At 63.2% G+C, this 24,276-nt stretch carries 25 protein-coding genes; 15 read left to right on the forward strand and 10 right to left on the reverse strand.

What is annotated here, in order from left to right:
• Positions 1 to 14: 14 nt before the first annotated feature.
• Together BC360_RS32190 and BC360_RS19535 are read right to left on the reverse strand one after the other, a co-directional pair.
• On the reverse strand, positions 15 to 188 hold the full coding sequence (locus BC360_RS32190) for a hypothetical protein (protein WP_161491386.1): 174 nt from the start codon (positions 186 to 188) through the stop codon (positions 15 to 17).
• Between the two features lie 125 nt (positions 189 to 313).
• Positions 314 to 1,519, reverse strand: a complete 1,206-nt coding sequence (locus tag BC360_RS19535; protein WP_065796575.1) for an MFS transporter — start codon at positions 1,517 to 1,519, stop codon at positions 314 to 316.
• A gap of 133 nt (positions 1,520 to 1,652) precedes the next feature.
• Here BC360_RS19535 and BC360_RS19540 point away from each other — a divergent pair, with 133 nt between their 5' ends.
• Positions 1,653 to 2,228: a TetR/AcrR family transcriptional regulator gene (locus tag BC360_RS19540; RefSeq protein ID WP_065796576.1), complete on the forward strand. Its 576-nt coding sequence runs from the start codon at positions 1,653 to 1,655 to the stop codon at positions 2,226 to 2,228.
• Here BC360_RS19540 and BC360_RS19545 read toward each other — a convergent pair whose 3' ends face one another.
• The 3 genes from BC360_RS19545 to ilvD all read right to left on the reverse strand — a co-directional run bounded on the left by BC360_RS19545 (position 2,229) and on the right by ilvD (position 5,429).
• Positions 2,229 to 2,687, reverse strand: a complete 459-nt coding sequence (locus BC360_RS19545) for a DUF2809 domain-containing protein (protein WP_244512784.1) — start codon at positions 2,685 to 2,687, stop codon at positions 2,229 to 2,231.
• A 167-nt stretch (positions 2,688 to 2,854) separates the two neighbouring features.
• Entirely contained in the window at positions 2,855 to 3,565 is a 711-nt protein-coding gene (locus BC360_RS19550) for a methyltransferase family protein (protein WP_202618642.1), read from the reverse strand.
• A 190-nt stretch (positions 3,566 to 3,755) separates the two neighbouring features.
• Positions 3,756 to 5,429, reverse strand: a complete 1,674-nt coding sequence (gene ilvD, locus BC360_RS19555; RefSeq protein WP_065796578.1) for a dihydroxy-acid dehydratase — start codon at positions 5,427 to 5,429, stop codon at positions 3,756 to 3,758.
• A 110-nt stretch (positions 5,430 to 5,539) separates the two neighbouring features.
• On the opposite strand from ilvD, the gene BC360_RS19560 reads away from it, so the two are divergent.
• Positions 5,540 to 6,469, forward strand: a complete 930-nt coding sequence (locus tag BC360_RS19560; protein WP_065796579.1) for a LysR family transcriptional regulator — start codon at positions 5,540 to 5,542, stop codon at positions 6,467 to 6,469.
• Positions 6,470 to 6,508: 39 nt separating this feature from the next.
• Here the strand turns inward: BC360_RS19560 and BC360_RS19565 are convergent, their stop codons facing one another.
• Positions 6,509 to 6,994 (reverse strand): Lrp/AsnC family transcriptional regulator, encoded by a 486-nt coding sequence (locus BC360_RS19565; RefSeq protein ID WP_065785276.1) that lies wholly within the window; start codon positions 6,992 to 6,994, stop codon positions 6,509 to 6,511.
• A 96-nt stretch (positions 6,995 to 7,090) separates the two neighbouring features.
• Here BC360_RS19565 and BC360_RS19570 point away from each other — a divergent pair, with 96 nt between their 5' ends.
• From BC360_RS19570 to BC360_RS19610, 9 genes are all read left to right on the forward strand, one after another.
• Positions 7,091 to 8,572, forward strand: a complete 1,482-nt coding sequence (locus BC360_RS19570; protein ID WP_065796580.1) for an aminotransferase class V-fold PLP-dependent enzyme — start codon at positions 7,091 to 7,093, stop codon at positions 8,570 to 8,572.
• A 60-nt stretch (positions 8,573 to 8,632) separates the two neighbouring features.
• Entirely contained in the window at positions 8,633 to 9,454 is an 822-nt protein-coding gene (locus BC360_RS19575; protein WP_244512786.1) for an MBL fold metallo-hydrolase, read from the forward strand.
• Positions 9,455 to 9,551: 97 nt separating this feature from the next.
• Entirely contained in the window at positions 9,552 to 10,328 is a 777-nt protein-coding gene (locus BC360_RS19580) for a sulfite exporter TauE/SafE family protein (RefSeq protein ID WP_065796745.1), read from the forward strand.
• Positions 10,329 to 10,568: 240 nt separating this feature from the next.
• Positions 10,569 to 11,585 carry an ABC transporter substrate-binding protein gene (locus BC360_RS19585; protein WP_083222656.1) on the forward strand — a complete coding sequence of 339 codons (1,017 nt, stop codon included), beginning with the start codon at positions 10,569 to 10,571 and terminating at the stop codon, positions 11,583 to 11,585.
• A 20-nt stretch (positions 11,586 to 11,605) separates the two neighbouring features.
• Complete coding sequence (locus tag BC360_RS19590; RefSeq protein WP_065796583.1) at positions 11,606 to 13,294, forward strand: ABC transporter permease; 1,689 nt, start codon at positions 11,606 to 11,608, stop codon at positions 13,292 to 13,294.
• Positions 13,295 to 13,298: 4 nt separating this feature from the next.
• A complete protein-coding gene (locus tag BC360_RS19595; RefSeq protein WP_065796584.1) occupies positions 13,299 to 14,405 on the forward strand; it encodes an ABC transporter ATP-binding protein in 1,107 nt (368 codons plus the stop codon).
• Positions 14,402 to 15,259, forward strand: coding sequence for an inositol monophosphatase family protein (locus BC360_RS19600; RefSeq protein WP_065796585.1), 858 nt, complete (start codon positions 14,402 to 14,404; stop codon positions 15,257 to 15,259). Before BC360_RS19595 ends, BC360_RS19600 begins: the two co-directional genes overlap by 4 nt.
• 59 nt (positions 15,260 to 15,318) lie before the next feature.
• Positions 15,319 to 16,104: a MurR/RpiR family transcriptional regulator gene (locus BC360_RS19605; RefSeq protein WP_083222657.1), complete on the forward strand. Its 786-nt coding sequence runs from the start codon at positions 15,319 to 15,321 to the stop codon at positions 16,102 to 16,104.
• 149 nt (positions 16,105 to 16,253) lie between these two features.
• Positions 16,254 to 16,799 carry a ribonuclease H family protein gene (locus BC360_RS19610; RefSeq protein WP_065796587.1) on the forward strand — a complete coding sequence of 182 codons (546 nt, stop codon included), beginning with the start codon at positions 16,254 to 16,256 and terminating at the stop codon, positions 16,797 to 16,799.
• A 101-nt stretch (positions 16,800 to 16,900) separates the two neighbouring features.
• Here the strand turns inward: BC360_RS19610 and BC360_RS19615 are convergent, their stop codons facing one another.
• Positions 16,901 to 17,209, reverse strand: a complete 309-nt coding sequence (locus tag BC360_RS19615) for a hypothetical protein (protein ID WP_065796588.1) — start codon at positions 17,207 to 17,209, stop codon at positions 16,901 to 16,903.
• Positions 17,210 to 17,493: 284 nt separating this feature from the next.
• Positions 17,494 to 18,624, reverse strand: a complete 1,131-nt coding sequence (locus tag BC360_RS19620) for a citrate synthase (protein ID WP_065785277.1) — start codon at positions 18,622 to 18,624, stop codon at positions 17,494 to 17,496.
• A gap of 74 nt (positions 18,625 to 18,698) precedes the next feature.
• On the opposite strand from BC360_RS19620, the gene BC360_RS19625 reads away from it, so the two are divergent.
• On the forward strand, positions 18,699 to 19,787 hold the full coding sequence (locus tag BC360_RS19625) for a citrate synthase/methylcitrate synthase (RefSeq protein WP_065796589.1): 1,089 nt from the start codon (positions 18,699 to 18,701) through the stop codon (positions 19,785 to 19,787).
• 189 nt (positions 19,788 to 19,976) lie between these two features.
• On the opposite strand, the gene BC360_RS19630 is transcribed toward BC360_RS19625, so the two are convergent.
• On the reverse strand, positions 19,977 to 20,306 hold the full coding sequence (locus BC360_RS19630) for a hypothetical protein (RefSeq protein ID WP_065793356.1): 330 nt from the start codon (positions 20,304 to 20,306) through the stop codon (positions 19,977 to 19,979).
• Between the two features lie 35 nt (positions 20,307 to 20,341).
• On the reverse strand, positions 20,342 to 21,322 hold the full coding sequence (locus BC360_RS19635; RefSeq protein ID WP_065785088.1) for an AraC family transcriptional regulator: 981 nt from the start codon (positions 21,320 to 21,322) through the stop codon (positions 20,342 to 20,344).
• Between the two features lie 110 nt (positions 21,323 to 21,432).
• Between BC360_RS19635 and BC360_RS19640 the strand changes: the two genes are divergently transcribed.
• The 3 genes from BC360_RS19640 to BC360_RS19650 all read left to right on the forward strand — a co-directional run bounded on the left by BC360_RS19640 (position 21,433) and on the right by BC360_RS19650 (position 24,223).
• The gene (locus tag BC360_RS19640) at positions 21,433 to 22,632 is read left to right on the forward strand and encodes an MFS transporter (RefSeq protein ID WP_065796590.1); all 1,200 of its coding nucleotides are present in this window, start codon (positions 21,433 to 21,435) and stop codon (positions 22,630 to 22,632) included.
• A 183-nt stretch (positions 22,633 to 22,815) separates the two neighbouring features.
• Positions 22,816 to 23,064, forward strand: coding sequence for a helix-turn-helix domain-containing protein (locus tag BC360_RS32550; RefSeq protein WP_065785090.1), 249 nt, complete (start codon positions 22,816 to 22,818; stop codon positions 23,062 to 23,064).
• A gap of 136 nt (positions 23,065 to 23,200) precedes the next feature.
• Positions 23,201 to 24,223, forward strand: a complete 1,023-nt coding sequence (locus tag BC360_RS19650) for an LLM class flavin-dependent oxidoreductase (RefSeq protein WP_065796746.1) — start codon at positions 23,201 to 23,203, stop codon at positions 24,221 to 24,223.
• Positions 24,224 to 24,276 lie beyond the last annotated feature (53 nt).

The following is a 24,276-nucleotide window of genomic DNA, read 5'->3' on the forward strand; positions in this document are numbered from 1 at the left end:
GGATGACGCCGCGATCAAGGCGGACATTTACCCGCAACGATGATGGTACCGTCGTCGTGCCCGCCCGCGAGCCTGCCGAATGCGTGCCCGGGCGCGGTGCTCTGCCTTGCCTGCGCTTCGACGCCGGCAAAGGCGGTAACGCGGGCGATGAGGGCGGTGCTCAGTTTCCAGTGGTTCTTCACGCCCATGACTCCTTCTTGAAAAACGAACCGGCATCTCCCGTCCGAAGGGATAACGGGCGTTATGAAGCTCTATTCCATAGAGAAGCGCTTTCTTCGTTCGATTTGTGGCTGAGCGCGCCTGCAATGATTGGTCATGAAACCGCCGACACCGCTGCCCGGCGCTCACGGCTGGCGATGAGTCCGCCAACGGCGGTGACGATGATGACGGCGGCGTAAATGTCGGTGGTCGCCTGATAGCCCAGCGTCTTTGCAAGAAACCCTGCTGCCATCGCCGGCAGGCTGAAGGCCAGATAGCTCTGGATGTAGAAGGCGGACAGCAACCCGGCGCGCTCCTCCGCCTTGGCGAGCGGCATGATCGACCCCATGATGCCGAGAAAGCTGGTGCCGAAGCCGGCGCCGGTGAGTAGCGTGCCGAGGGTCATGACTGGCACATTCGCCAGGTGAGTGCCGGCAACCACGACCAGCATGCCGGCGGTCGTGGCCGAGACGCCGAAGGTTACGTTTGCCCGAGGACTGTATGCGCGACGCAGGAAGACGCTGAAGGCACCGGCCGCCATCAGCGCGGCAACCACTGCGCCACCGGTCAACGGCGCCCTGCTGCCGGTAACGGACGCGACGAGCGAGGGCATCAGCGAGAGATAGAAGCCGCCAAGGGCCCAGTTGGCGATGTTGATCGGGGTCACCAGCGCGAGCGGCCGCTTGATCTGAGGCGGAATGGCGATCGTCGGCTTGAGCGAGGAGAGCGCGCCGATGCGTTTGCCGCCCGTCTCCGGCGTCAGCCATATCGCCACTGCCTGCAACGCAAAGCCGATCAGAAGCAGCCCGTAGACGAGGTGAAGGGGAAATGGGCCGTATTGAATGAGTGCGCTGGTCCCCAAGGCGCCAACGGCCATGCCGATCAGCGGCGCGAGCGAATTGACGAGCTGGCCCTGGGCGCGATCGACATCAACCAGCGACGCGCCGATCGAGGCGCCGGCGATACCGGTGGCAAGCCCCTGAACAACGCGCGCCGCGATCAGCCAGGACGGTCCGTCGGCAACGACGAAGAGTATCATCGCCACGATTTCGAGAAGCAGCGCACCGAAAATCACCGGCTTCCGGCCGAGGTGGTCGGAGATCGAACCGGCGATCAAAAGCGCGATGAGAAGCGCGAAAGCATAGACCGCGAAGATTCCCGTCATCATGACCGGCGAGGCTGCAAAGCTTTCCTGATAGATGCGGTAAAGCGGCGTGGGTGCGGCCGACGCGCCGAAGAATGTGGCAAGCGTGACCGCGTGGAAGGCGATGGGGTTGGCGGCGGCAGCGCCACTGTCACTGGATTTGGCAGAGGAGAACATCTATATAATCCTTAACGCTAAATCGTTGCGTTTAGTCGATGTAGGAGCGGACAGCCACAAAAGCAAATAATTTGCGTTTATGGTGCTGTGAAAGTTTCTGATCTATATGCTGCAGACGGAAGGAAGAGTTGGAATGGCAGGCAAGGAAGGTCCACGCCCGGGCGGACGAAGCGCCAGGGTACAGGCATCGGTGCACGGGGCCGTGCAGGCTCTGATGACAAGAATGGAGCGCGCGGAGGTCACCATTCCGATGATCGCCGCGGAAGCGGGCGTGACGCCGTCGACCATCTACCGCCGTTGGGGCGACATCCAGGAACTGTTGGCCGATGTCGCAGTCGAGCGGCTGAGACCCGACATGGAGCCGGTCGATACCGGGATTGGCGGCCGAGATCTGCTGGCCTGGGCCGAGCAATATGCGGAGGAGATGTCCTCGAAACCCGGGCGCGCTATGATACGCGATGTGCTGGCGGCGCAGGACGGCAGCGGCGCCTATCAGTGCTGCAACTTCACCAAACAGCAGATCGAAGTGATCGCGGCGCGCGCTGAAGGCCGCGGCGAAGCATTTCCGGATGTCGACGCCGTCATGGACCGCGTCGTCTCGCCCATCATGTACCGCATCCTCTTTGGCGAGGTGCCGGATACGGCTCGTGTCGCGCGCCTGGTGACCGGGGCAATGGAACTGGTTTCGCCTGCGCCCGCGCCCGTCTAATCAAAGCGCGCGCAGTGCAACGGTGCGGCGCTGCCGGAAGCGGCCGAGCATCGCCATGCCCAATACGAGGACGGCACCCAGCGCATAGGCCAGCACATCCCACCAATCCGGCGTCGCCCCGAGCACAATCCTCAAATTGGGGTTGGAAACGCGGACACCGAAATTGGACGCCAGGTACTGTGCAAGTTCGACCGCCACGCCAAGCGAGAATGCGATACCGGCGACCAGTTGGGGTCGAGCCGTCACCACCGATGCGAGCATGCAGTAAACCCACATCACGGCAAGGACATCACCGGAAAAGCCGCGGATCCAGCCCCATCCGGCCCCGACCGTCGCCAGCAGGACGAGGACGACGAACAGCAGGATGGAGAATACGAAGGCGGGGCGGTTGAAGCGGAGTTCCATGGCGAGCGATGTAAAGGGGTGCGACCCGCCTGTCGAGCGGCGAGGCTCGGCCAATGGCGCGATTGCCCGCGAAAACGGGAACGCTGATCAGAGCGGTGATGATGCCGAGCGGGATTTCTCGTGACCCGAGCGTCGGCGATCCGAGGGCAAAGTCATGAGTTTGCTAGTCAGGTTAATGCTGGGTGTCCGGTACAAAATTGGGGGATGAAAGATCGCCGGCGTCACCAGATGCCGGGAACCAGCCTCCATCGAACCCGACGGGAATAGGCTTCATATCCGGAAAGCTCGGCCCGCAGCAGCCGATCTTCCCACGACGTGCGCAGCACGAGCAGCGTCCCCGCCAGCGCTGCGGGAATGAGCGCCCAGAACGAGCCGAGCGCAAGCGCCATGCCGAAGAAGAGGAACAGAGCGGCGATGTAGCCGGGGTGACGGACGAAACGATAGGGGCCGGTATCGATCACGCGGTGATGCCGCTCGGATTGAATCCGCACACCCGGCTCGAAGAACGGATTGACCGCCTGCGCCCAGGCGGTCACCGCGACGCCGGCCAGCATGGCGCCGTAGCCCGACAGCATCGCCCAGGTCGGAACGATCGACCAATGGAACCGCCCGGCATCAAGCGCTGCGACCGGGAGCACCGCAACCATTGCCGGCAGGATGACGGCAAGCAGAGCCATGTCCCAGCTTTTCGTGCCCGCCTGAAACCGGCTGCGCGCGCGGAAGATCACAGGATTGACCCGTGCAAGCACCAGAGCGGAAGCGCCGAAACTCAAGATCAGGACCGCCAGGAACATCCAACCAGGGCGCCAGGCAATCGTGCCGGCCGGCACGAAGATCAACGCCAGCAGCGAAAGCGGCAGGCCGATCGCATAGGCAATGGCCATGCGGCGCGACATCGCGCGCGGCTCCCGCGGCGCTTCGGTCTCTTCCATAGCCTTGGTCCTTCGCGAAATATCTCCGGACTGACTTTTGCTGCCTTGTCCCTACACGAGGCTTGGCACTGACGATCGCAATATCACCATCACCACAGCCACCAACTAGGGCGGCAGGCGCCGGCAGCAACACGATCGGGCCTTTTCGCGCAGATAGAGCAGGCCGCTGGCCCAAGACCGGAAAGCCAGATCACCCGGTGACGGCGCCCTCATTGGCCGGGCGCGCCAGCGCTGCAAACTTTGCCAGTACCCCGCGCTTGTAGCGCGGCTCCGGCTGTCGCCAGTGGGCGCGCCTTCTTGCCAGTTCTTCCGGGCCGACGTCGAGATGCAGCAACTGTCGATGGGCGTCGATAACGATCCGGTCCCCCTCTTGCACCAGCGCGATCGTGCCCCCTTCGAAAGCCTCCGGCGTGACGTGACCAACCACCATGCCCCAGGTTCCGCCCGAGAAGCGGCCGTCGGTGATGAGACCGACGCTGTCGCCCAAGCCCCTGCCGATGATCGCCGAAGTCGGCGCCAGCATCTCGGGCATGCCGGGGCCGCCCTTCGGCCCGAGATAGCGCAGCACGAGGATATCGCCGGGCCTGATCCTATCCGACAATATGGCATCCATCGCCGATTGTTCGTCCTCGAACACCCGCGCAGGCCCGCTCATCACGGGGCTTTTCAAGCCGCTGATCTTGGCAACGGCACCGCCTTCGGCCAGGTTCCCTTTCAGCACAGCGAGGTGGCCCTCGCGGTAGATCGGTCTTTCATACGGCCGGATAACGTCCTGGTCCGAGCGGGGCTGGTCCGGAACGGCTGCAAGCTCTTCCCCGATCGTCCTGCCCGTGATCGTCAGACAGTCGTGGTGCAGAAGGCCCGCATTCAAAAGGATCTTCAACACCTGCGGCACGCCGCCCGCCCGGTGCAGGTCGACGGCCATGTATCTGCCCGATGGCTTGAGATCACAGAGGACGGGGACGTTGCGGCGAACGCGCTCGAAATCGTCCAGTGTCCACTCGACTTCCGCCGCATGCGCGATGGCAAGATAATGCAGCACCGCGTTGGTCGATCCGCCCGTCGCCATGATCAGGGCGACCGCATTTTCGATCGACTTACGCGTGACGATGTCCCTGGGCTTGATGCCCTTCTTGACGGCTTCGACCAGGACATGGGCCGATTGCGCGGCGCTATCCAGCTTTTCCTGGTCAGGATTGGCCATGTTGGAGGAATAAAGAAGCGACATGCCGAGCGCCTCGAAGGACGAACTCATGGTGTTGGCCGTATACATGCCGCCACAAGAGCCGGTCGACGGACATGCATTGCGTTCGATGCCTTCGAAATCCTCTTCGCTCATCCGGCCGGCCATGAAGGCGCCGACGGCTTCGAACGCGGAGACGACCGAAAGGCTCTGCCCCTTCCAGTGGCCGGGTTTGATCGTGCCGCCATAGACATAGATCGCCGGAACATTGGCGCGAAGGATGCCGATCATGCCGCCCGGCATGTTCCTGTCGCAACCGCCGAGGACGAGGACGCCGTCCATCCACTGGCCCTGCACCGAGGTTTCCACGCAGTCGGCGATGACCTCGCGGGACACAAGCGAATACTTCATCCCTTCGGTGCCCATGGACATGCCGTCGGAAATCGTCGGCGTTCCGAAGATCTGCGGATTCGCGCCGGCAGCCTTGATTGCCGCGACAGCGGCGTCGGCCAGCGGTTGCAGCCCGGCATTGCAGGGCGTGATCGTCGAATGACCGTTGGCAATGCCGATCATCGGCTTGGCGAAATCGGCCTTCTCGTAGCCGAGCGCATAGTACATTGCCCGGTTGGGGGACCGTGCGACACCTTGCGTGATGTGTTTCGAGCGTTCGTTGTAGGCCATGACTTGCTCCCTCAGTTGGTTCGAGGTCGAGTGTACTGGCGTTCAAGGCGACTGTGAAATATACTTTTCTCGAACAAATAAGTCGCAGAGAATATCAATCGAGACAGATCATGGATTTGAGGCAACTTCGCCAGTTCGTCGCCGTCGCCGAAGAACTGCATTTCGGCCATGCGGCCTCCCGCCTCAACATGACGCAGCCGCCGCTCAGTCAATCCATCCTCGCATTGGAGAAGGAGCTGAAGGTGCAGCTCTTCAAACGTACCAAGCGGAACGTGGAACTGACATCCGTCGGCAGGCAGTGGCTCGTCCACGTCCGCCAGGTGCTCGACGGGGCGAACGGCCTTGCCGACACCGCAAAAAGGCTGTCACGCGGCGAGATCGGGCACCTGCGTCTGTCCTTCGTCAGCACGGCCGACTATAGCGTATTGCCCGACATCGTCAGCCGCTATCGCGCGGCCTATCCGCATGTGGAACTGACGATGCGCGAAGCCACCAGCGATATCCAGATAGAGGCGCTGCTCGATGAAGAGATCGATGTCGGGCTGATCATTGCCCCCAACCAGGCGTCCCTTCATCCCACCCTTTCCTACCTGCCGCTACTGCGGGAACCGCTGGTTGCCGCGGTGCCCACGGCCTGGATCGAGGAGCAGCGAGTGGGTTTTGCAGGAAGTGTTCTGGAGCCAGCCGACTTCTTCAAGGCGCCCCTCATCGTTTTTCCGCGGCGGGCCGCACCGGCCTTTCACGATATCGTCTCGGGATATTTCGCCGAGCACGGAATGGCATTCTCGACCTACCAGGAAGCCATCCAGATGCAGACGATCGTCGGTCTGGTCGCATCCGGCCTTGGGGTCGCCTTGGTCCCCCGATCGATGACCAACCTTCAGCGGCGCGGCGCGACCTATTTGCCACTGGCCGGCCGTGTACCGGAGGTGGAAACCGGCCTTGTCTGGCGTCGTTCGGACCAGAATCCGGCCCTCGACACCTTTCTTGCGGCGGCGATACCGGTCGGCAACAAATGCTGTGCGCCCTTCGACCCGTAGACTGCGGCGCAACGGCCGCGCTGGAGCACCACGTGCACGTTACCGGGTAAGACCGCGCAGGTCGGGCATGCGGTTGCTGATGATGGTTTCCATCGAGAAGAAACCGGTGACCGTCATCAGGTCGAAATCGGTGATCAGCTTCTGATAAAAGGCGTCATAGCCGGCCATGCCGCGTGTCACCACCTTGATCAGATAATCCCAGTCGCCGCCGATCCGGTACAGATCCGTCACCTCCGGCAGGCGCTCGACATGCTTGCGGAAGCTGTCGGCCCATTCCTTGGAATGGTGGCGGGTGCGGATCATCACGAACACTGTGAGGTCGAAGCCGAGCGCTGCGACGTCGACCGCGGCATGGGTACCAAGCACGAGCCCGCTGGCGTTCAGCCGCTGCAGGCGCCGCCAGCAGGCATTCTGCGACAGGCCGACACGGTCGGCCAAATCACGCTGCGAGATCGTGCCGTCCTTTTGCAGGCAGGATAGGATCCGCATATCAATTTCGTCGATTTTTTCCATTTCAGCGATCATACGACCCGATTGCGGCGCATACAAGCATAAGAATGATGAGGTTTCCATGCAACGGCTCGATTAGACTTATCGTCTGTCCGACCCCGGGAGGAAACGATGACGACGCCGTGCCCACGCCAGCCACACCTTACCGGTCCGCTCGATGCGTTTCGGGAGAGCCTTGCTGGCGATAACGCGATCGCGGCCCTGCGAGCCGGACTGGTCGGCAAGAACACAAAGATCGAGGGGCCGTTCGGCGTCAAGAAGCTCGTCTATGCCGACTATGTCGCTTCGGGCCGAGCATTGATGCAGATCGAGCATTTCATTCTCGAACAGGTGCTACCCTACTACGCTAACAGCCACACCGAGGCTTCCTACTGCGGCGGCTCCATGACCAGGCTGCGCCGCGATGCGCGCGCGGCGATCGCCGCCTGCTGTGGGGCAGGGCCCGAGCACGCCGTCATTTTCGCCGGCTCCGGCGCCACTGCCGGCATCAATCGGCTGGTGAAGCTGCTGGGGGTTGACGACGCGGTCGCCGCCGGCCGGCGCGTTCGCATCCTGATCGGCCCCTATGAGCATCATTCCAACATCCTGCCCTGGCGCGAAAGCGGCGCCGAGGTGGTCGAGATCGCCGAGTGTCCGACTGGCGGACCGGGCCTCGCCGCCCTGGGCGAAGCGCTAAGGCAGCCAGCCGATCTCGTCGTCTGCGCCTTCTCCGCTGCTTCCAATGTCACCGGCATCGTCACCGACGTTGCTGATGTCACCAGGATCGCGAAGGCCGCAGGTGCAAAGATGGTGTGGGACTATGCCGGTGCAGGGCCCTACCTGCCGATCGACATGTCGCCCGATAAAGACACCGCAATCGACGCCGTGGTCATCTCTCCGCACAAGTTCATCGGCGGCCCCGGCACGTCAGGTGTGCTGATCCTGCGACGTGACGCGGCTGTCATCGCCAAGCCATCCTGGCCCGGTGGCGGCACCGTCAAATTCGTTTCGCCGACCGGCCACGACTACAGCAACAGCCTTGAGGCGCGCGAGGAGGCGGGCACGCCGAACGTCGTCGGCGATATCAGAGCCGCCCTCGCCTTCCTCGTCAAGGAGGCGATCGGCGCCGAGGCAATGCAGGCCAGAAATGCCGAGTTGACGCGCCGCGCAATCACCGCATGGCGGGGCGTCGAGCGGCTGGAACTGCTTGGCCCTCTGGAACCAAGGCGGCTGCCGATCTTTTCCTTCCGCGTCAAGGACGACAAGGGCGGTCATGTCCACCAGCAGCTCGTGACCCGCATGCTCAGCGATCGCTTCGGCATTCAGGCGCGCGGCGGCTGCGCCTGCGCCGGGCCCTATGTGCACCGGCTGCTGGGCATCGACGATCACCAGTCGCAGCGCCTGCGCGAGGCCATCCTCGCAGGCCAGGAAATGCTGAAGCCGGGCTTTGTTCGACTGAACTTCAGCGTCCTGCTTGCAGACGAGGAAGTGGCGTTCATCCTCGACGCCGTCGCCGGGCTCGCCGCCGACGCGACCAGCTACGAGCGGCACTATGATTTCGACCCGGCGCGGGCGATCTTCTTCCCGCGCGCCGCACTTGCAGCGGAGGCATGAGGCATGGCCAGGCCCGACATTGCGGCTTTCTTCGACCCGCGAACCTGGTCCGTGCAATATGTGATCAGCGATCCGAAAACGCGGGCCTGTGCGATCATCGATCCGGTGCTCGACTTCGACGAGAAGTCCGGCTCGATAGCGACGGCCAACGCCGACCGGCTGCTCGACTTCGTGCGGGCCCAGGACCTGGACGTCCAATGGATCCTGGACACCCATCCGCATGCAGACCACTTTTCCGCCGCCGCCTATCTGAAGGCTGAGACCGGCGCGCCCACGGCCATCGGCACGCGCATCGTCGATGTCCAGAAACTGTGGGCCGACATCTACAACTGGCCAAACCTGCAAACGGACGGATCGCAATGGGACCGGCTGTTTAATCACGGCGACACATTCCGGATTGGCAGTCTCGAGGCCGGAGTGATGTTCTCTCCAGGCCATACGCTGGCATCGATCACCTATCTCGTCGGTGACGCCGCCTTCGTGCACGACACGGTCTTCATGCCGGACAGCGGAACCGCGCGCACGGATTTCCCCGGCGGCAGCGCCAATGCGCTCTGGGCGAGCATCCGCGACATCATGGCCCTGGCCGACGACACCCGTATCTTCGTCGGCCATGACTATCAGCCCGGTGGACGCGAGCCGCGTTGGGAAAGCACGGTTGCCGGGCAGAAGGCGGACAACATCCATTTGACGCGCTATGGCTGCGAAAGCGAGTTCGTCGCGTTCCGCGAGGAACGGGACCGAACGCTGCCGATGCCCAAGCTCATCCTCCATGCCTTGCAGGTCAACATCAACGGCGGTCGGCCTCCGGAGCCGGAGGAAAACGGCCGGCGCTACCTGAAACTCCCCATCGACGCCCTGCAAGGTGCGGCATGGTCCTGACGCCGCTCCATTCACGAGCACACTCTGCGCCCAGGCCGTCTTCCGGCTTCGGCGCATCGCAGGCGCCATCGTTTCCCCGCCGGCACGGTGCCGAACCATGACGCTGGATCTTGTCCAATACATCCTGGCAGCGCTCTGCGGCGGTCTCGTCGGCTTCAGCCTCGGGCTGTTCGGCGGTGGCGGCTCCATTCTGGCCGTCCCGCTGCTCGTCCATGTCGTCGGCGTCAGCAACGTGCATGTGGCGATCGGGACGAGCGCCGTCGCCGTCGCAGCGAATGCGCTCTCGGGACTGGCGGTGCATGCGCGACACGGCACGGTGAAATGGCGCTGTGCGACAATGTACTGCATCACCGGTATCGGTGGCGCATGGATCGGCGCGACGCTCGGCAAGGCTCTGGAGGGCCAGCGGCTGTTGCTGTTGTTCGCGGCGCTGATGGCCGTTGTCAGCCTCACCATGCTGAAGCGACGCCACCTGGCTGGCGATCCGGCGTCGACCTGCACGCCCAGAAACGCGCCGAAAGTGCTCTCCTTTGGAGCCGGAACCGGCATCATTTCGGGCTTCTTCGGGATCGGTGGCGGCTTCCTGATCGTGCCGGGCCTGATGGTTTCGACCGGCATGCCGACGATCAACGCAATCGCCACGTCGCTGGTCGCCATTTCCGCTTTCGGTCTCACCACGGGTGCAAGCTACACGTTCTCCGGCCTGGTCGATTGGCCACTCGCCTTCTCCTTCGTCGGCGGCGGGGCTCTCGGCGCGCTGGCGGGCTGTCGCGCCGCCCATAGTTTCAGCAAGTACCAATCCACGCTGAACCTGCTGTTCGCCGCACTCACCTTGGCCGTCGCCATTGGCCTGGCGTTCTATGCCTGGCGATAGGATCGCCGGCCCGCGCCGTATGTCTGCTCGGCGACACGCTTCCGCCGGATAAATCGTCCTGCCTGGAAACACTCTTTGTCGCTTACCTCAAGTGCCCGGTGGGAAATGTAGCTAAGCTACATTTATTTTGACAAATGTAGATTCCTTCATTATCACGATGGTCACGCACGGCGAGTGAGACCACGAAGGCCCAGGAAGGGTTCTCGGGAGAGGCCGATGCGATCGTTGGAGGAAATCGATATGTCACGCCGTTTCGCGCTGGCTTCAGCGCTTGTTGCCCTATGCTCAGTTTTCTCGTCCGGTAGCGCCCATGCCGGGGGAATGACCGTCTATTGCCCGATGTCGGAAGACGATTGCGCCTCCGTCCTGAAGGCGTTCAAGGACGACACCGGCATCGAAGCGCAGTTCGTGCGCATCGGCGCTGGTGAAATCCTCGCCCGCATTCGCGCGGAAAAGAGCAATCCCCAGGCTGGGCTCTGGCTGGCAGGCGCTGCCGACAACTTTATCCAGGCCGCCAATGAGGGTCTCCTGGCACCGCACAAGAATGCCGGCATCGACAAGATAGACCAGCGCTACATCGACAAGGAGAGCCGCTGGACCCCCATTTCCATCTCACCGATCGTCTTTGCCTACAGCCAGGCCGTTCTCGATGAAACCGGCGCCAAGCCGCCGACAAGCTGGAAATCCTTCGCGGATCCAGCCTTCCAGCAGAGCGTCGCCCTTGCCCATCCGGCCTCTTCCGGAACGGCTTATGTCGCTCTTGCCTCCATGGTTCAGCTTTTCGGCGAGGAGCCGGCCTTCGAGCTGATGAAGAAAATCGACGAAAATGTCGTTCAGTACACGCGCTCCGGCGTCGCGCCGTCGCGCATGGTCGCCAACAACGAGATCGCGCTTGCCATGGCCTATACCCAGGATATCGAGGCGGCCCTGGCGCAGGGCTACCCGGTCGGCTACGCCTTTCCTGAAGAAGGCACCGGCTTCGAGGTGAATGCAGCGGCGGCCATCGCCAATGCGCCCGAGGAGCAGTCGAAGGCTGCCGCCGCGTTTCTCGACTGGGTGCTGACGGAAAAGGGCCAGGCTGCCATTGGCGCGACGTTCCGCGGGCCAATCGTGCCGGGCTACAAGAACCCGGCGGCCAAGATCGACCTCTCCAACGTGAAGATGATCGATTACAACTTCAGCTGGGCCGGCGAAAATCGCGCGCGCCTCTTGGAGCGCTACGAAAACGACGTGCGCCACAAGGCCGACGCCAAGTAACGCCGGCAAGGAGCCTCGCCATGACCCTCGTCTCGCAAGCGACCCCGTCCGGGCGGACGGGGGCATCGCCGGCCTTCCTGCGCAAGATCGTCGTCGACCCGTGGCTGTTCGGCATTTTCGCCGTCGTCACGCTCTCGGTGCTCGTCTTCGCGGCCTTGCCGATCTTCACCGTTCTGAAGCAGGCTGTCGTCACCGACCGCGGCTTCGATCTCGCAGCCCTCGCCGAGGTGCTGACGAAATCCTTCGTCTGGGAATCGTTGTTCAATACGCTGCTCCTCGGCGCAACCTCGGCCGTGATTGCCACCCTGACCGGCTTCGTGCTTGCCTTCTCGGCCACGCGCACGACCATGCCGGGCAAGACCTTCGTGCATGGCGTGGCGCTGCTGCCGATCATCTCGCCGCCTTTCGTCATGGCGCTCGCGGTGGTGATCCTGTTCGGACGCTCGGGCCTCATCACCCGTGAGCTGCTCGGCATCCGCAACGCCAACGTCTACGGCTTTCACAGCCTGGTCCTGATCCAGTCGCTCGCCTTCACGCCGATCGCCTATCTCAACATCCGCGGCATGCTGCAATCGATCGACAGTGCGCTGGAGGATGCTTCCGCCTCCCTCGGCGCCTCGCGCTGGATCACCTTCTCGCGGGTGACGCTGCCGCTCGTCACGCCGGCGATCCTGAGCTCGGCCTTGCTGGTGTTCGTCAAATCGGTCGAGGATTTCGGCAATCCCATGCTGATCGGCGGCAATTTCAACACGCTCGCCGTCGAAGCCTATTCACAGATGGTCGGCTACTTCGACCTGCATTCCGGCGCGCTGCTCGCAAGCCTCATGCTGGTTCCCTCGATCACCGCCTTCCTTGTCCATCGCTACTGGGTAGCCAAGCGAAGCTATGTGACCGTGACCGGCAAGCCGACGGCTCAGACGATCCGTATTTCCGGCGCGGCCGTGGTGCTGCCGCTTTCGATGCTCTGCTACGCCATCGTCCTTGCGATCTTGCTGTTCTACCTGACGGTCATCTACGTCTCCTTCACCCGGCTGCCGGGCATCGACAACACGCTGACGACCGACCACTACGCAACGGTCTTCACGGCTGGCTTCCAGACGCTCACCAATTCCTTGCTGCTGGCGGGTATCGCCACGCCTGTGACGGCCGTCGCCGGCATGCTGATCGCCTATCTCCTGGTCCGGAAGGCGTTTCCCGGCAGCTTCCTTTTGCGCTGGGGCACGCTGCTCTCCTTCGCCGCGCCGGGCACCATTCTCGGCATCGGCTATGTCAGCACCTTCAACGCGCCGCCGCTGCTCCTGACCGGCACCGCTTTCATTGTGGTCGCCGCCATGGTGGTGAAGAACCTTCAGGTGGGCATCGAAGCGGGCTCAAACCAGCTTCGCCAGATCGACAAGTCGATCGAAGAAGCTTCGATGACGCTCGGCGCATCCAATACGCGGACCTTCTTCCAGATCACCTTGCCGCTGCTCAAGCCGGCGCTGTTCACGTCGCTTTCCTATGCCTTCACGCGGTCGCTGACGACACTGAGCGCGGTGATCTTCCTGGTTTCGGCCAACTGGACGCTGATCACGGTGACCATCCTGTCACAGGTGGAGACGCTCAAGATCGGCGTCGCAGCGGCCTACTGCAGCATCCTCGTCTTCGTCGTGCTCGCCATCCTGGCGCTCATGCAACTTCTCCTGTCGTCGACATCGCCCAAGAGGTAATCCCATGTCGAAAGTCATCTTCTCCAATATCTCCAAGCGTTTCCCCGGTGTTTCCGGTGCGGCCGCGGGCCTGGCGGTCGATCGCCTCAACCTCGTCATCGAAGAAGGTACGCTGGTGACATTGCTTGGCCCCTCGGGCTGCGGCAAGACGACGACGCTGCGCATGCTTGCCGGTTTCGAAACGCCCTCCGAGGGAGCCATTACCATCGGCGGGCGCGATGTCACCAATGTCCCCGTCAATGCCCGCAATGTCGGCATGGTGTTCCAGAGCTACGCTCTCTTCCCGCACATGACGGTGCGCGAAAACGTTGAGTACGGCGTGCGGCTTCTCAACCTGCCGCGGCACGAGATGAAGGACCGGGTCTCCTCTGTTCTTGCGACGATGGCGCTCGAGACCTACGCCGACCGCTCGCCGTCACGGCTCTCGGGCGGCCAGCAGCAGCGCGTCGCCCTTGCCCGCGCCGTCGTCACCCAACCGAAGGTGCTGCTGTTCGACGAGCCGCTCTCCAACCTTGACGCGCAGCTTCGCGAGCGCATGCGCGACGAATTGCGCGCGATCCAGCTTCGCCTCGGCATCACCAGCCTCTACGTCACCCACGACCAGAGCGAGGCCATGGCGATTTCGGACCGGGTGGTGGTGATGCGCAACGGCGTCATCGAGCAGGACGACACGCCGCTTAACGTCTATTCGCGTCCCGGCACCGGCTTCGTCGCCGAATTCATGGGAAAGGCAAACATCCTGCAGGGCCGCGTCGAAAAGCTGGATGAATCCACGGTGTCGATCCGCATTGCCTCCACGGTCGCCTTCACGCTGCCGCGCGGCAACCGTGCGTTCAGGCCCGGCGAACAGGTGCGCTGCGTCGTGCGCCCGGAACATATCCGTGTCGATGCCAACGGCGCGATGCAGGCGAAGGTGCGGCGCGTGGTGTTCCAGGGCGCCTACGTCGAATACCTGACCGACCTGGAGGGCCAGGAATGCGTCTTCCTCGATAGCGATTATTACCGCACGGGCGTGGCCGAAGTCGGCCAGATGCTGCGCCTGTCCGTCGACAGCCAGCCGGTCTGGATCCTGCCGCACAATGAAGCCGCCGACATGGGAAAAGCCGCATGACCATCAACCAACCGATCCTCCGCAATCTCTACGAGACGATCACCAGCGTTGCCAAGGAAGCCGCGCTTGCTGCAGGCGCCGTTGCGCGCAAGGGCTTCATCGAGGCAAGCCCGGAGACGCTGCGGACCGAGCAGAAGGCGGGCTTCTTCGACATCGTCACGGCCTGCGACAAGGCCGCCGAACGGGCCGCCTGCGACATCATCTGGTCGCGGCTGCCGCTATCGCGCATTCTCGGCGAGGAAAGCGGCTGGCAGGGCGAAGGCGAGACGACCTGGATCATCGACCCGATCGACGGCACCAGCAATTTCGCCTCCGGCCTCCCGTTCTTCTGCGTTTCGATCGCGGCCTATCACGCCGGCGAGCCGGTCTGCGGCATCGTCTACGATCCGATGCGGGAAGAACTGTTCATGGCGAACGCCGGGCGTCTGACGCTGAATGGCGACGTCGTTTCGCCCTTCCTGCGGGCAAGCAGCGATCGCCACGTCGAAGTCCTGAGCAACGCACCTTATGAGGGCGAGCGGCCGGACCTTGAGGCGCTCGAGGCCTATGCAGATCTCGTCAACTCCTTCCGTGCCGTTCGACGATTGGGCTCCTGCGCGCTCCACCTCGCCTATGTCGCCGTCGGGCGGGTGGCGGTCGCCTACGAGTCCAAGTTCAGCGCCTGGGACATCGCCGCCGGCCTTCAACTGGTTGTGGCAGCCTCCGGTCAGATCATCGCTCAAGACGCAAACGGACAGCGCATCGATCCGAGCGAGCAAGCGCTTGGAGCCGTGAAAAGGCTCGTTGTCGCGCACGCCGGTTTTGACTATCAATCGTCCTGCCTGGCGAAGCTGATGGCAGATGGCAAGTTGTAGTCCAATTGCGAAAGGCGCTTTATGACACGAGCATCCAAGACGTCAGAACGACGGGTTCCATGCTGGATCTGATCAGGCAATCCCTGGCCCAGTTCACGCCCGCCGAGCGCAGGATCGCGGAAGCGATCCTCGACACGCCGAGCACGGCCATCACCTGGTCGATCACCGATGCGGCGCGCGTCGCCAAGGTCAGCGAGCCATCGATCATCCGTTTCTGCCGGCGGCTCGATTGCGACGGATTTCCGGATTTCCGTCTGAAGCTCGCCCAGCAGCTTGCCGTTCGCCAGTCCACGGCAACCGTCGCCGAAAACGGAACCGATCCGTTCTCCGGCATGGTGGACGACATCTTTAATCGCGCGGCAGAGGCATTGCGGGAGGCGCGGCACGACCTCGACCTCGATTCCCTGCGCCGCGCTGTCGATCTTCTGGCGAAGGCTCGCCGGATCGACATCTATGGCTATGGTGGATCCGGCTTTCTGGCAGGAGAGGCCCAGCATCGCATGGCCTCTCTCGGGATCGCCAGCGTCGCCTATGCCGATCCGACCTTGCAGATGGTCTCGGCCGCCCGCCTGTCCCCTTCAGATGTGCTGTTCGTCCTCTCCTTCTCAGGTCGTACCAGCTACCTGATCTCCAACATCGAGATCGCCAAGAAGTCGGGGGCGCGCATCGTTGCCATCTCCCCCGGCGGCTCCATCGTCGCCTCACTGGCCGACGAGAACATCAATCTCAATGCCTACCGCACATCGGCGAGACCGCTCATCGTGCCCACCGGCCGCGCGCCGATGTATGTGATGCTGGACGTGCTCTTTGCCCTGCTGGCGCCTAAGCTTCACGAGACGGGCTGAACCGGAGGGTCATCATCGTCGCTGACCTCGATGCCCCGATAACGATCGCCCGGCGCTGGTATCTATGAGCGCTGCCAGCGCCAGCGCGCAACATTCCGGATCGGCTGGCAGACATGGGTAAAGTTGCACGGAAGGGACAGACCAGCGAGATGAACGGCATTTCCACCACGCTCAACTCCCCCACGAACACCGCCGAGGGGCAGCCTTCCTCCCCGGGCCTTCACGTCTTCACGGATGGTTCGCATGAACCGATCTCCGGCAAAGGCGGATGGGCATTTGTCGTCTATCACGATGGCGCGGAAATAGCGGCCGCGTTTGGTGGCGCGCAAGGCTCCGCCGACAACACAATGGAGCTGACCGCGTTGCTCAAGGCAGCGCTGTGGATCAACAGCAATGCTTCTGGGCAGCCGGCGGTCGTCTGGTCCGACTCTGCCTACACAGTCAAGGGCTGCAACAGCTGGCGTCAGATCTGGAAGAACAACGGCTGGAGAAAGATCGTCCCGAATGCAAAGGCCCGAAGCCGAGCGATAGCCAATCGCGACCTTTGGATGGCAATCGATCTTCAACTATCCCGCGCCCCTCTCCTGACCGTCGCATGGTGCAAGGGCCACTCCGGGATAGTCGGCAACGAACGCGCGGATACACTCGCATCGCATGGACGCCAATCGATCCGGAGCGGCGAACCGGCGCCCTAGAAACGCAGAAACCGTCCTCGAAGGAAGACTGTTGGCACAGCGCGCATTCGTTGACGCTGTCAAAGCCCTTTGCAAGCCAACGAAGGCACCGCCCAGAACGTCTACTGGCGCACCTCCGAAGTGCTGTTCATGACAGCGGTCGCCGCGCGGCCGGACCGCGTTGAAGACAGATGCACAAGATTTATTCCCAATTCGAGGAGCAACTCGGCCGGCTTGAGATCATGTTCTGCAAGGTTGTCCGTGTATCCGCGGATCGTACCCGCCACACATTTCGAGTGGGTGGCGAAGCGCGTGTCGCCCAGATCGTCGGCCTCTTCGGCGATGGCATCGAGCGCACAGGCCACCGTCTCGAGCATGCCGCACCGCTCGCGCAAGCTCATTTCTTCAAGCGTCTTCGGAATCCCGTTCATATCGCCTCCTTCGCGCCCGGCAGGCTCGCTGCGGCGCTGGCATCGCGTTCGACGTCAGGTGTTAGGCAACATATGGAGTTCCGTGCGAACATTAGCAAATCATGTCCGCCATGCGGCTAATGCATGACATGCGCCGGCCAGCTGACGACGCGCCGTGGAATTTAACCGAGAGCCCAGTGTTGGAGAGTAAAGGGTTCGGAATGGCGATCGCATTCGCGCTGCATCCCAGTAGAGCGGGTGACCGTCGGCAGATGACCGTCCAAACGGTGCGCTCGCCTGTTATTTCATTGTCCGGAGTAACGCGCTCGCGGACGGATCATGTGGCCGCTCTCCACCTGCTCCATCGCATGGGCAAGCCAACCGACGGTACGCGAAAGCGCAAAGATCACCAGCGGCGCTTCGTCAGGCAGCCGGAACGTGGCCGCGAGCGACGCCAGTGCGAAATCGATATTGACCGGCTCTCCCAGAAGTTCTTCGCCTGCTTCGGCCAACAGGCCGTAGAGCGGCGGAGCCTCGAAACTTGCCATGATCGCCTTGGCGCGCGGGTCACCGTGGGGATACAGCCGATGGCCGAAGGCGCGAACAGCCCCTTCAGAGGACAGCATGCCGCGTATCGCCTCGCGTGCGCCGACTGCGTTCGTCCGCTCTGCAAGCTGCGTGACGCTGAGCCAGGCACCGCCATGGCGAGGGCCGGTCAATGTCGCCAGCCCGGAAAGAACTGCGGCCGAAAGAGCGGCGCCGGACGAGGCCGTCACGCGCGCCGCAAACGCGGAAACATTGAGTTCGTGCTCCGCCGCCAACACCAGCGCCTTTCGGATAGGCTCCGTCGCTTCTGGCCGCGCCCATCCGAGTGCCAACCGCCGATGCAGCGGCAGCGGTTCCGGCCACGGTGCCAATGCTGCCGCCACTGTCGACAACACATCGGCGGCCTCAATCCTCAAAATAGGCGACGCACGACCAAGAGCGGGCAGGTCCTCGGCCACACGGGCGGCAAGGCTCATCAAAGTCGCCGCCAGCCGCGATCGATCCGCCAAGTCGCAGCCGGCGGCGTGGACAGCGACCACTTGGGTTTGCCAGAGCAGCGCGGCGACCTCCTCCAGCTCGGCCGTGACGGCGAGCTCGACCGCATCATGGCCGCGATAGGATAGCCGTCCGTCGGCAATGCTGGATATCGTCGTCGGCAAGACGGGGTCGCCCCAGCGGATCGCCTCGGCCGCGACGGCCGACGTGCGCGGGCGGCCGGCATGCCGTTCCGCAAGCCGCCTCACGTCGTCGGCGTGATAAAGGCTGCGGCGCGAGTCGAGCGGATCAGGCTTGGCGCGTATGCGCCCGCGGCTCACATTCGCATAAAGCGTCTGCGGTTTGGTGCCGAGCTGGCTGAGCGCCTCCTCAGCGGTTATCCAGAGTGCGTTCATATTGATCAAATTTATCAAGATTGACGTCAATACATCTAAGCTGGACCATTCTCCCGCGTAAAGGAGAAACGCTTATGAAAAACGGACTTGAAGACGTCGTCGCCGCTGAAACGCAGCTCTCCGACGTGGACGGCGAGGCAGGCCGATTGGTTATCCGCGGCGTGTCGCTCGACCATCTTGCCGAATACGCCAGCTATGAGGATGTCGCGGCCCTCTTGCTCGACGGCCTGATCGAAGGAAACCTCGAAAAGGAAAATCTGCGCCGGCGCCTGGGACAAGCACGAACAGAGGTCTTCGCGCACATCCGGGCCATCGACGACGATATGCTGGGATTGCCGCCAGTGGACATCATGCGCGCGCTCACCGCCCGCCTGCCGGACGGTGACGATCTTGAGGCCGCGCTCGGCCTGCTTGCGGCACCGGCCGTCTTTCTGCCGGCAATCCTGCGCCTGAAGAATGGCGACGAGCCGGTTGCTCCATCGCCATCGCTCTCCCAATCGGCGGACATTCTCGCTATGCTTGGGGGGGGGAGACCGAGCAAGGAAAAGGTGAAAGCGCTCGATACCTATCTCGTGACGATTTCGGATCACGGCCTCAACGCTTCGACTTTTGCGTCAAGGGTGATCGCCTCCACCAAAGCCGGCCTTACCTCGTCGGTACTCGGCGCGATCGGCGCCCTGAAAGGGCCGCTCCATGGCGGCGCGCCTGGACCGGTGCTGGACATGCTGGATGCGATAGGAAGTCAGGACAACGCGAAAGCATGGCTCAACCAAGCGCTTGATCGGGGCGAACGCCTGATGGGCTTCGGCCATAGGGTTTACCGCGTCCGGGATCCCCGCGCCGATGCGCTGAGGTATGCTTTGCGGCCCCTGATCGACGCCGATCAAGTCGATCGCGAACGCATCAAGCTTGCAAATGCGGTCGAGCTGGCAGCACTGGCGATCCTGAAGGAGCGCAAGCCGGACCGGCCTCTCGACGTCAATGTTGAATTCTATACGGCACTGTTGCTCGATGCATTGGGCTTCCCGAGAGATGCCTTCACCGGTGTCTTCGCCATCGGTCGCACCATCGGCTGGATCGCCCATGCACGCGAGCAGGCGCTTAGAGGTCGCCTGATCCGTCCGCGCTCGCTCTATGTCGGACCGCTGCCACAGGCGGCCTAGGTCGCATCTGTGTTGACCGCCGCTGGCCGACGGCAGTGGTCTATGCCGGGAGGCCAGGTGGGGCCGCCGACTGCATAATTCCTTAAATCGAAATCGATTTAAGGATAAATTATGCAGCAAGTTTAAAGTGTTACAGCGTCCTTCGCGCATCATATTTGATGCGCGGCGCTGTAGCCAATCGTGCCTTGATCATTCGCGCGTCGGCGCTGCCCTCGGCTCCAGCGGCACATAGCCGTCGGCGGTGAGCCAGTCGAGCGTCGTCTTGCCCACCCCGCGCAAATAGGCCACGGCTTCAATGAGAAGAGGATCGGTCAAGTCTGCCGGGCCGAGCAGACGGCTGGTCTCGCCATCCAGACACGACACTATCGCCGCTCGATCTCCCTCCTCAATGTAGGACCGAACGACATAGGCCTTTCCCCCTTCCGAAAATCGATAGATGTCATACTCGTAGTGATAGTCGTAAAAGCCTTCCGCGTCGGGCGCCGAAGCATCGATATGATGGCTGACGTCAACGCGCATGGCAGCAACCCGCGATGCTTGATTCGGTTCGGCCGTCAATGATCATGCCCGACCTCCCCGAGGGCGGCGGAGCCGGCTGAAGGCAAGCGCGAATTCTGGGCCGAATTCCTGCTTCGATAATGGCTTGGCGGCGCCCCGATGATCTTGCGGAACGCACGGCTGAAAGAAGCTTCCGAATCGTAGCCGAGGCGGCCCGCGACAAGGGCCACCCGCTGCCCTTCCTGCAGCCATTGATGCGCCTGGTGCATCCGCATGCGCGCGACATAGCGGGCCGGCGTCTCGCCCACGGTGTCGACAAAACGCTGGGCGAAACCCGATCGCGACGCCCCCATGAGCTTTGCCAGTTCGGGCACTGTCCAATCCCTTGCAGGTTCGAGATGGATGGCTGCAAGGACACGTCCGAGTTCCGGGTTGCGAACGGCCGCAAGCCAGCCGGTCGCCGTGCCGCAGCCATGCTCCACCCAGGTTCGAATGAGCGTAGCGGTGAGCACATCGGCGAGCCGCGCGAGAATGCCGCCCGAGCCGACGCGCTGCATTTCTGCTTCCCGCATCATGGCATCGAGCAGCGGCGGGATCGACGGTTCGCTCGACGCAAGGTCGCTGGTGCGCATGACGGCGGGCATCAATTGCAGCAGCGGATGCAGACGATCGACATTGAACCGCATCACCGCAAAGAAGATGAGGTTCTTGCTGTCTGTCGATGGGCATTGCACGTCGATGATGCCGTCGCACAGCTGCCGCCTCGGCAGGTCGCTTATCGAAACCGCAGGGATGCCCGGCTTGCTGGCAAGCACATGCGCATCACCCCTGGGCAATAGCACCGCATCGCCCTGGGCGAGCTCGATCCATTCGCCATCCGGTGTCTGAAGATGGGCCGAGCCTGCCGCGAGAAAATGGAAGCGTGCGGGCTCCTGCGCCGGGTAAGCCGTCGCCCAGGGCGCACAGGGTTGGCAACGCCCGTATTCGACGCCGTCGAGCCTCAGCCCGCGCAAAATCTCGGTCAATGCATCGCTCATGGGGCGCTCCGCAAGTTTGGACGAACGGCATAGTCTTTTGGATTTTCTAGCATAGAAACTCCGAACGGTCATGCCTACCTTCGCCATCAACAGTAGCGGAGATAAAAAACATGGATGGCGTCGTGACGAAATCAGGTGCCCCGACTAATGAGCAGAGCAATGCCCGCTGGGGCGCTGTCGTTTCCCTTTCGCTCGGGGTTTTTGGCCTGGTGACGGCAGAATTTCTGCCGGCAAGCCTGCTGACCCCGATGTCGGCGGACCTCGGGGTCAGTGTCGGAGCGGCCGGACAATCGGTGACCACGACTGCGGTCGTCGCGGCGGTCGCCGGCCCGGCGATCGTTGTCTACACGGGACGGTTCGACCGGCGCACGGTTCTTCTGGCCCTGACTGGCCTGCTGGTCGTCTCGAGCCTGATGGCGGGCTTCGCACCGAACCTTCCGTTCCTGCTTGCGGCCCGCGTCTTGCTCGGCGTTGCGCTCGGCGGTTTCTGGGCCATGTCGCTGGCGCTGGCCATGCGGCTGGTTCCGGGCAGGTTGATGCCTCGCGCCATGGCAATCGTGATGTCAGGCGTCTCGATCGCGACGGTTTGCGCCGCACCCGTCGGCGCCTGGATCGGCGCGACGCTCGGCTGGCGTTATGCGTTCCTGCTTGCAGCCGCAGTCGGGGTGATAACCTTTGTCGTCCAGGCCCTGACCGTTCCATCCCTGCCGCCGATCGGGACCACCGGCCTTGGCACGATCGCAAGAGTGCTGAGACGCCCGGCGATCCGGCTTGGGCTTGCCACGATCCTGCTGGTGGTCACCGGCCACTTTGCCGGCTTCACCTACATCCGCCCCTTTCTCGAACAGGTGCCGCGTTTCGACGTCGAAATGATCACCGCGATCCTGCTTGCGTTCGGTATCGGCGGCTTCTTCGGCAATATCGCCGGCGGCTTCCTGGCAGAGCGCAATACGCGCCTGTCCATGACACTGGCGGCCGTTGGCATCGCCGCCACGGCACTCCTGCTCGCCGTAGCCGGCATGCTGCCGGCCATTGCCGCCGCTGCCACGGCAGCCTGGGGCTTCGCCTTCGGTGCGCTTCCGGTCAGCGTCCAGTCCTTCATCAGCCGGGCCGCCGGCGACGAGGCGGAGGGTGCGGGTGCAGCGACATTGACGACATTCCAGATCGCCATCTCGACCGGGGCAATCCTCGGCGGCCTCATTGTCGAGCTCCAGGGCCCCGCCGGCGTCTTCCTGTTCGCGTCACTGGCCGCCTTGCTGGGCGCTTCACTCGTCGCGGTCTCCCGCAGGATGGCGCTCCAAGCCGGCTGAGATGAAGGACCTGCCAGTTGGCGGCCACGACCCAGAGTCTCGGCCGCCAACTGCGCTCCTGATAACAAACCGGCGCCGTTCATGTCGGCGACCGCGCGTCGGCGCAGCGATCGGTTGGGCCATCGAGCATCTGGGCGAGCCACTGTCTCTCGAAAGGCTGGCGGCGCGGGCCGGAATGAGCCTGTGCAGTTTCACCCGGCATGTCAGGAAGGCGACCGGAACCACCTCACGCAACGGCGTCTCAACCAACGGCTGGCGACCGCGCAGCGCCTGCTGGAAACCGGCTCCTGCTCGATCGGCCGCATCGCCGAGATGGCCGGCTTCGGCTCCACGGTATCGCTGCGCCAGCATTTCACCCGGGCCTTCTCGATCTCGCCCGCGAGCTATCGCCGACAGTTCAGGAAGAAGCCCGCCGCCCTGGCGGCTTGGTGAAGAGCTCCAAGGTCAGGTTTGTGACTATTCTACGTGAGCAGATCGGAAACACAGCGTTCGGCCTTCAACGCCTGTCGCCCGAGCCTGTCTTATGCCATCTAGGAGAGTAGCAATGACACATTCTCAGGGCGCTCTCGTGAAGAAAATCGGATTCCTTTCCTTCGGCCATTGGACCCCCTCCTCCCAGTCGCAAACCCGCTCGGCGGGCGATGCGCTGCTGCAGTCCATCGATCTTGCGGTTGCCGCCGAGGAGCTCGGCGCTGATGGCGCCTATTTCCGCGTCCACCACTTTGCCCGGCAGCTGGCTTCCCCGTTCCCGCTGCTGGCCGCCGTCGGTGCCAAGACGAAGCGCATCGAGTTCGGCACGGCGGTCATCGACATGCGCTACGAGAACCCGCTTTACATGGCCGAAGACGCCGGTGCCGCCGACCTGATCTCCGGCTCCCGTTTGCAGCTCGGCCTCAGCCGCGGGTCGCCCGAACAGGTGATCGACGGCTGGCGATATTTCGGCTACCAGCCGCAGGACGGCGCATCGGATGCGGATATGGGCCGCAGCCACACCGAAGTGTTTCTCGAAGCACTGAAAGGCAACGGTTTCGCCCAGCCGAACCCGCGCCCGATGTTCCCGAACCCGCCAGGCCTGCTGCGCCTCGAGCCCCATTCCGAAGGGTTGCGCGACCGCATCTGGTGGGGATCCAGCTCGAACGCCACCGCCGTCTGGGCGGCCAAGCTCGGCATGAACCTGCAGAGTTCGACGCTGAAGGACGACGAGACCGGAGAGCCGTTTCACGTCCAGCAGGCCGCACAGATCCGCGCCTACCGGCAGGCGTGGAAGGAAGCGGGCCACGCGCGCACGCCGAGGGTTTCCGTCAGCCGCAGCATCTTTGCGATCGTCGATGATCGCGACCGCGCTTATTTCGGCCGAAGCGGCAAGGAACAGGATACGATCGGCTTCATCGACGAGAACACGAGGGCGATCTTCGGACGGTCCTATGCGGCCGAGCCTGACGTGCTCGTCAGGCAACTCGCCGGCGACGAAGCCGTGGCCGAGGCGGACACGCTGCTCTTGACCGTCCCCAATCAGCTCGGCGTCGACTACAACGCCCACGTCATCGAAGCTATTCTGAAGAATGTCGCTCCCGCACTGGGTTGGCGGTAAACAGCGAAACCGCCTCATTCGAACGGCGGCTGGATTGTGCCGGCGCGGAAGAG

The organism is Ensifer sp. LC163 (assembly GCF_001695855.1).
GTDB lineage: Bacteria > Pseudomonadota > Alphaproteobacteria > Rhizobiales > Rhizobiaceae > Ensifer.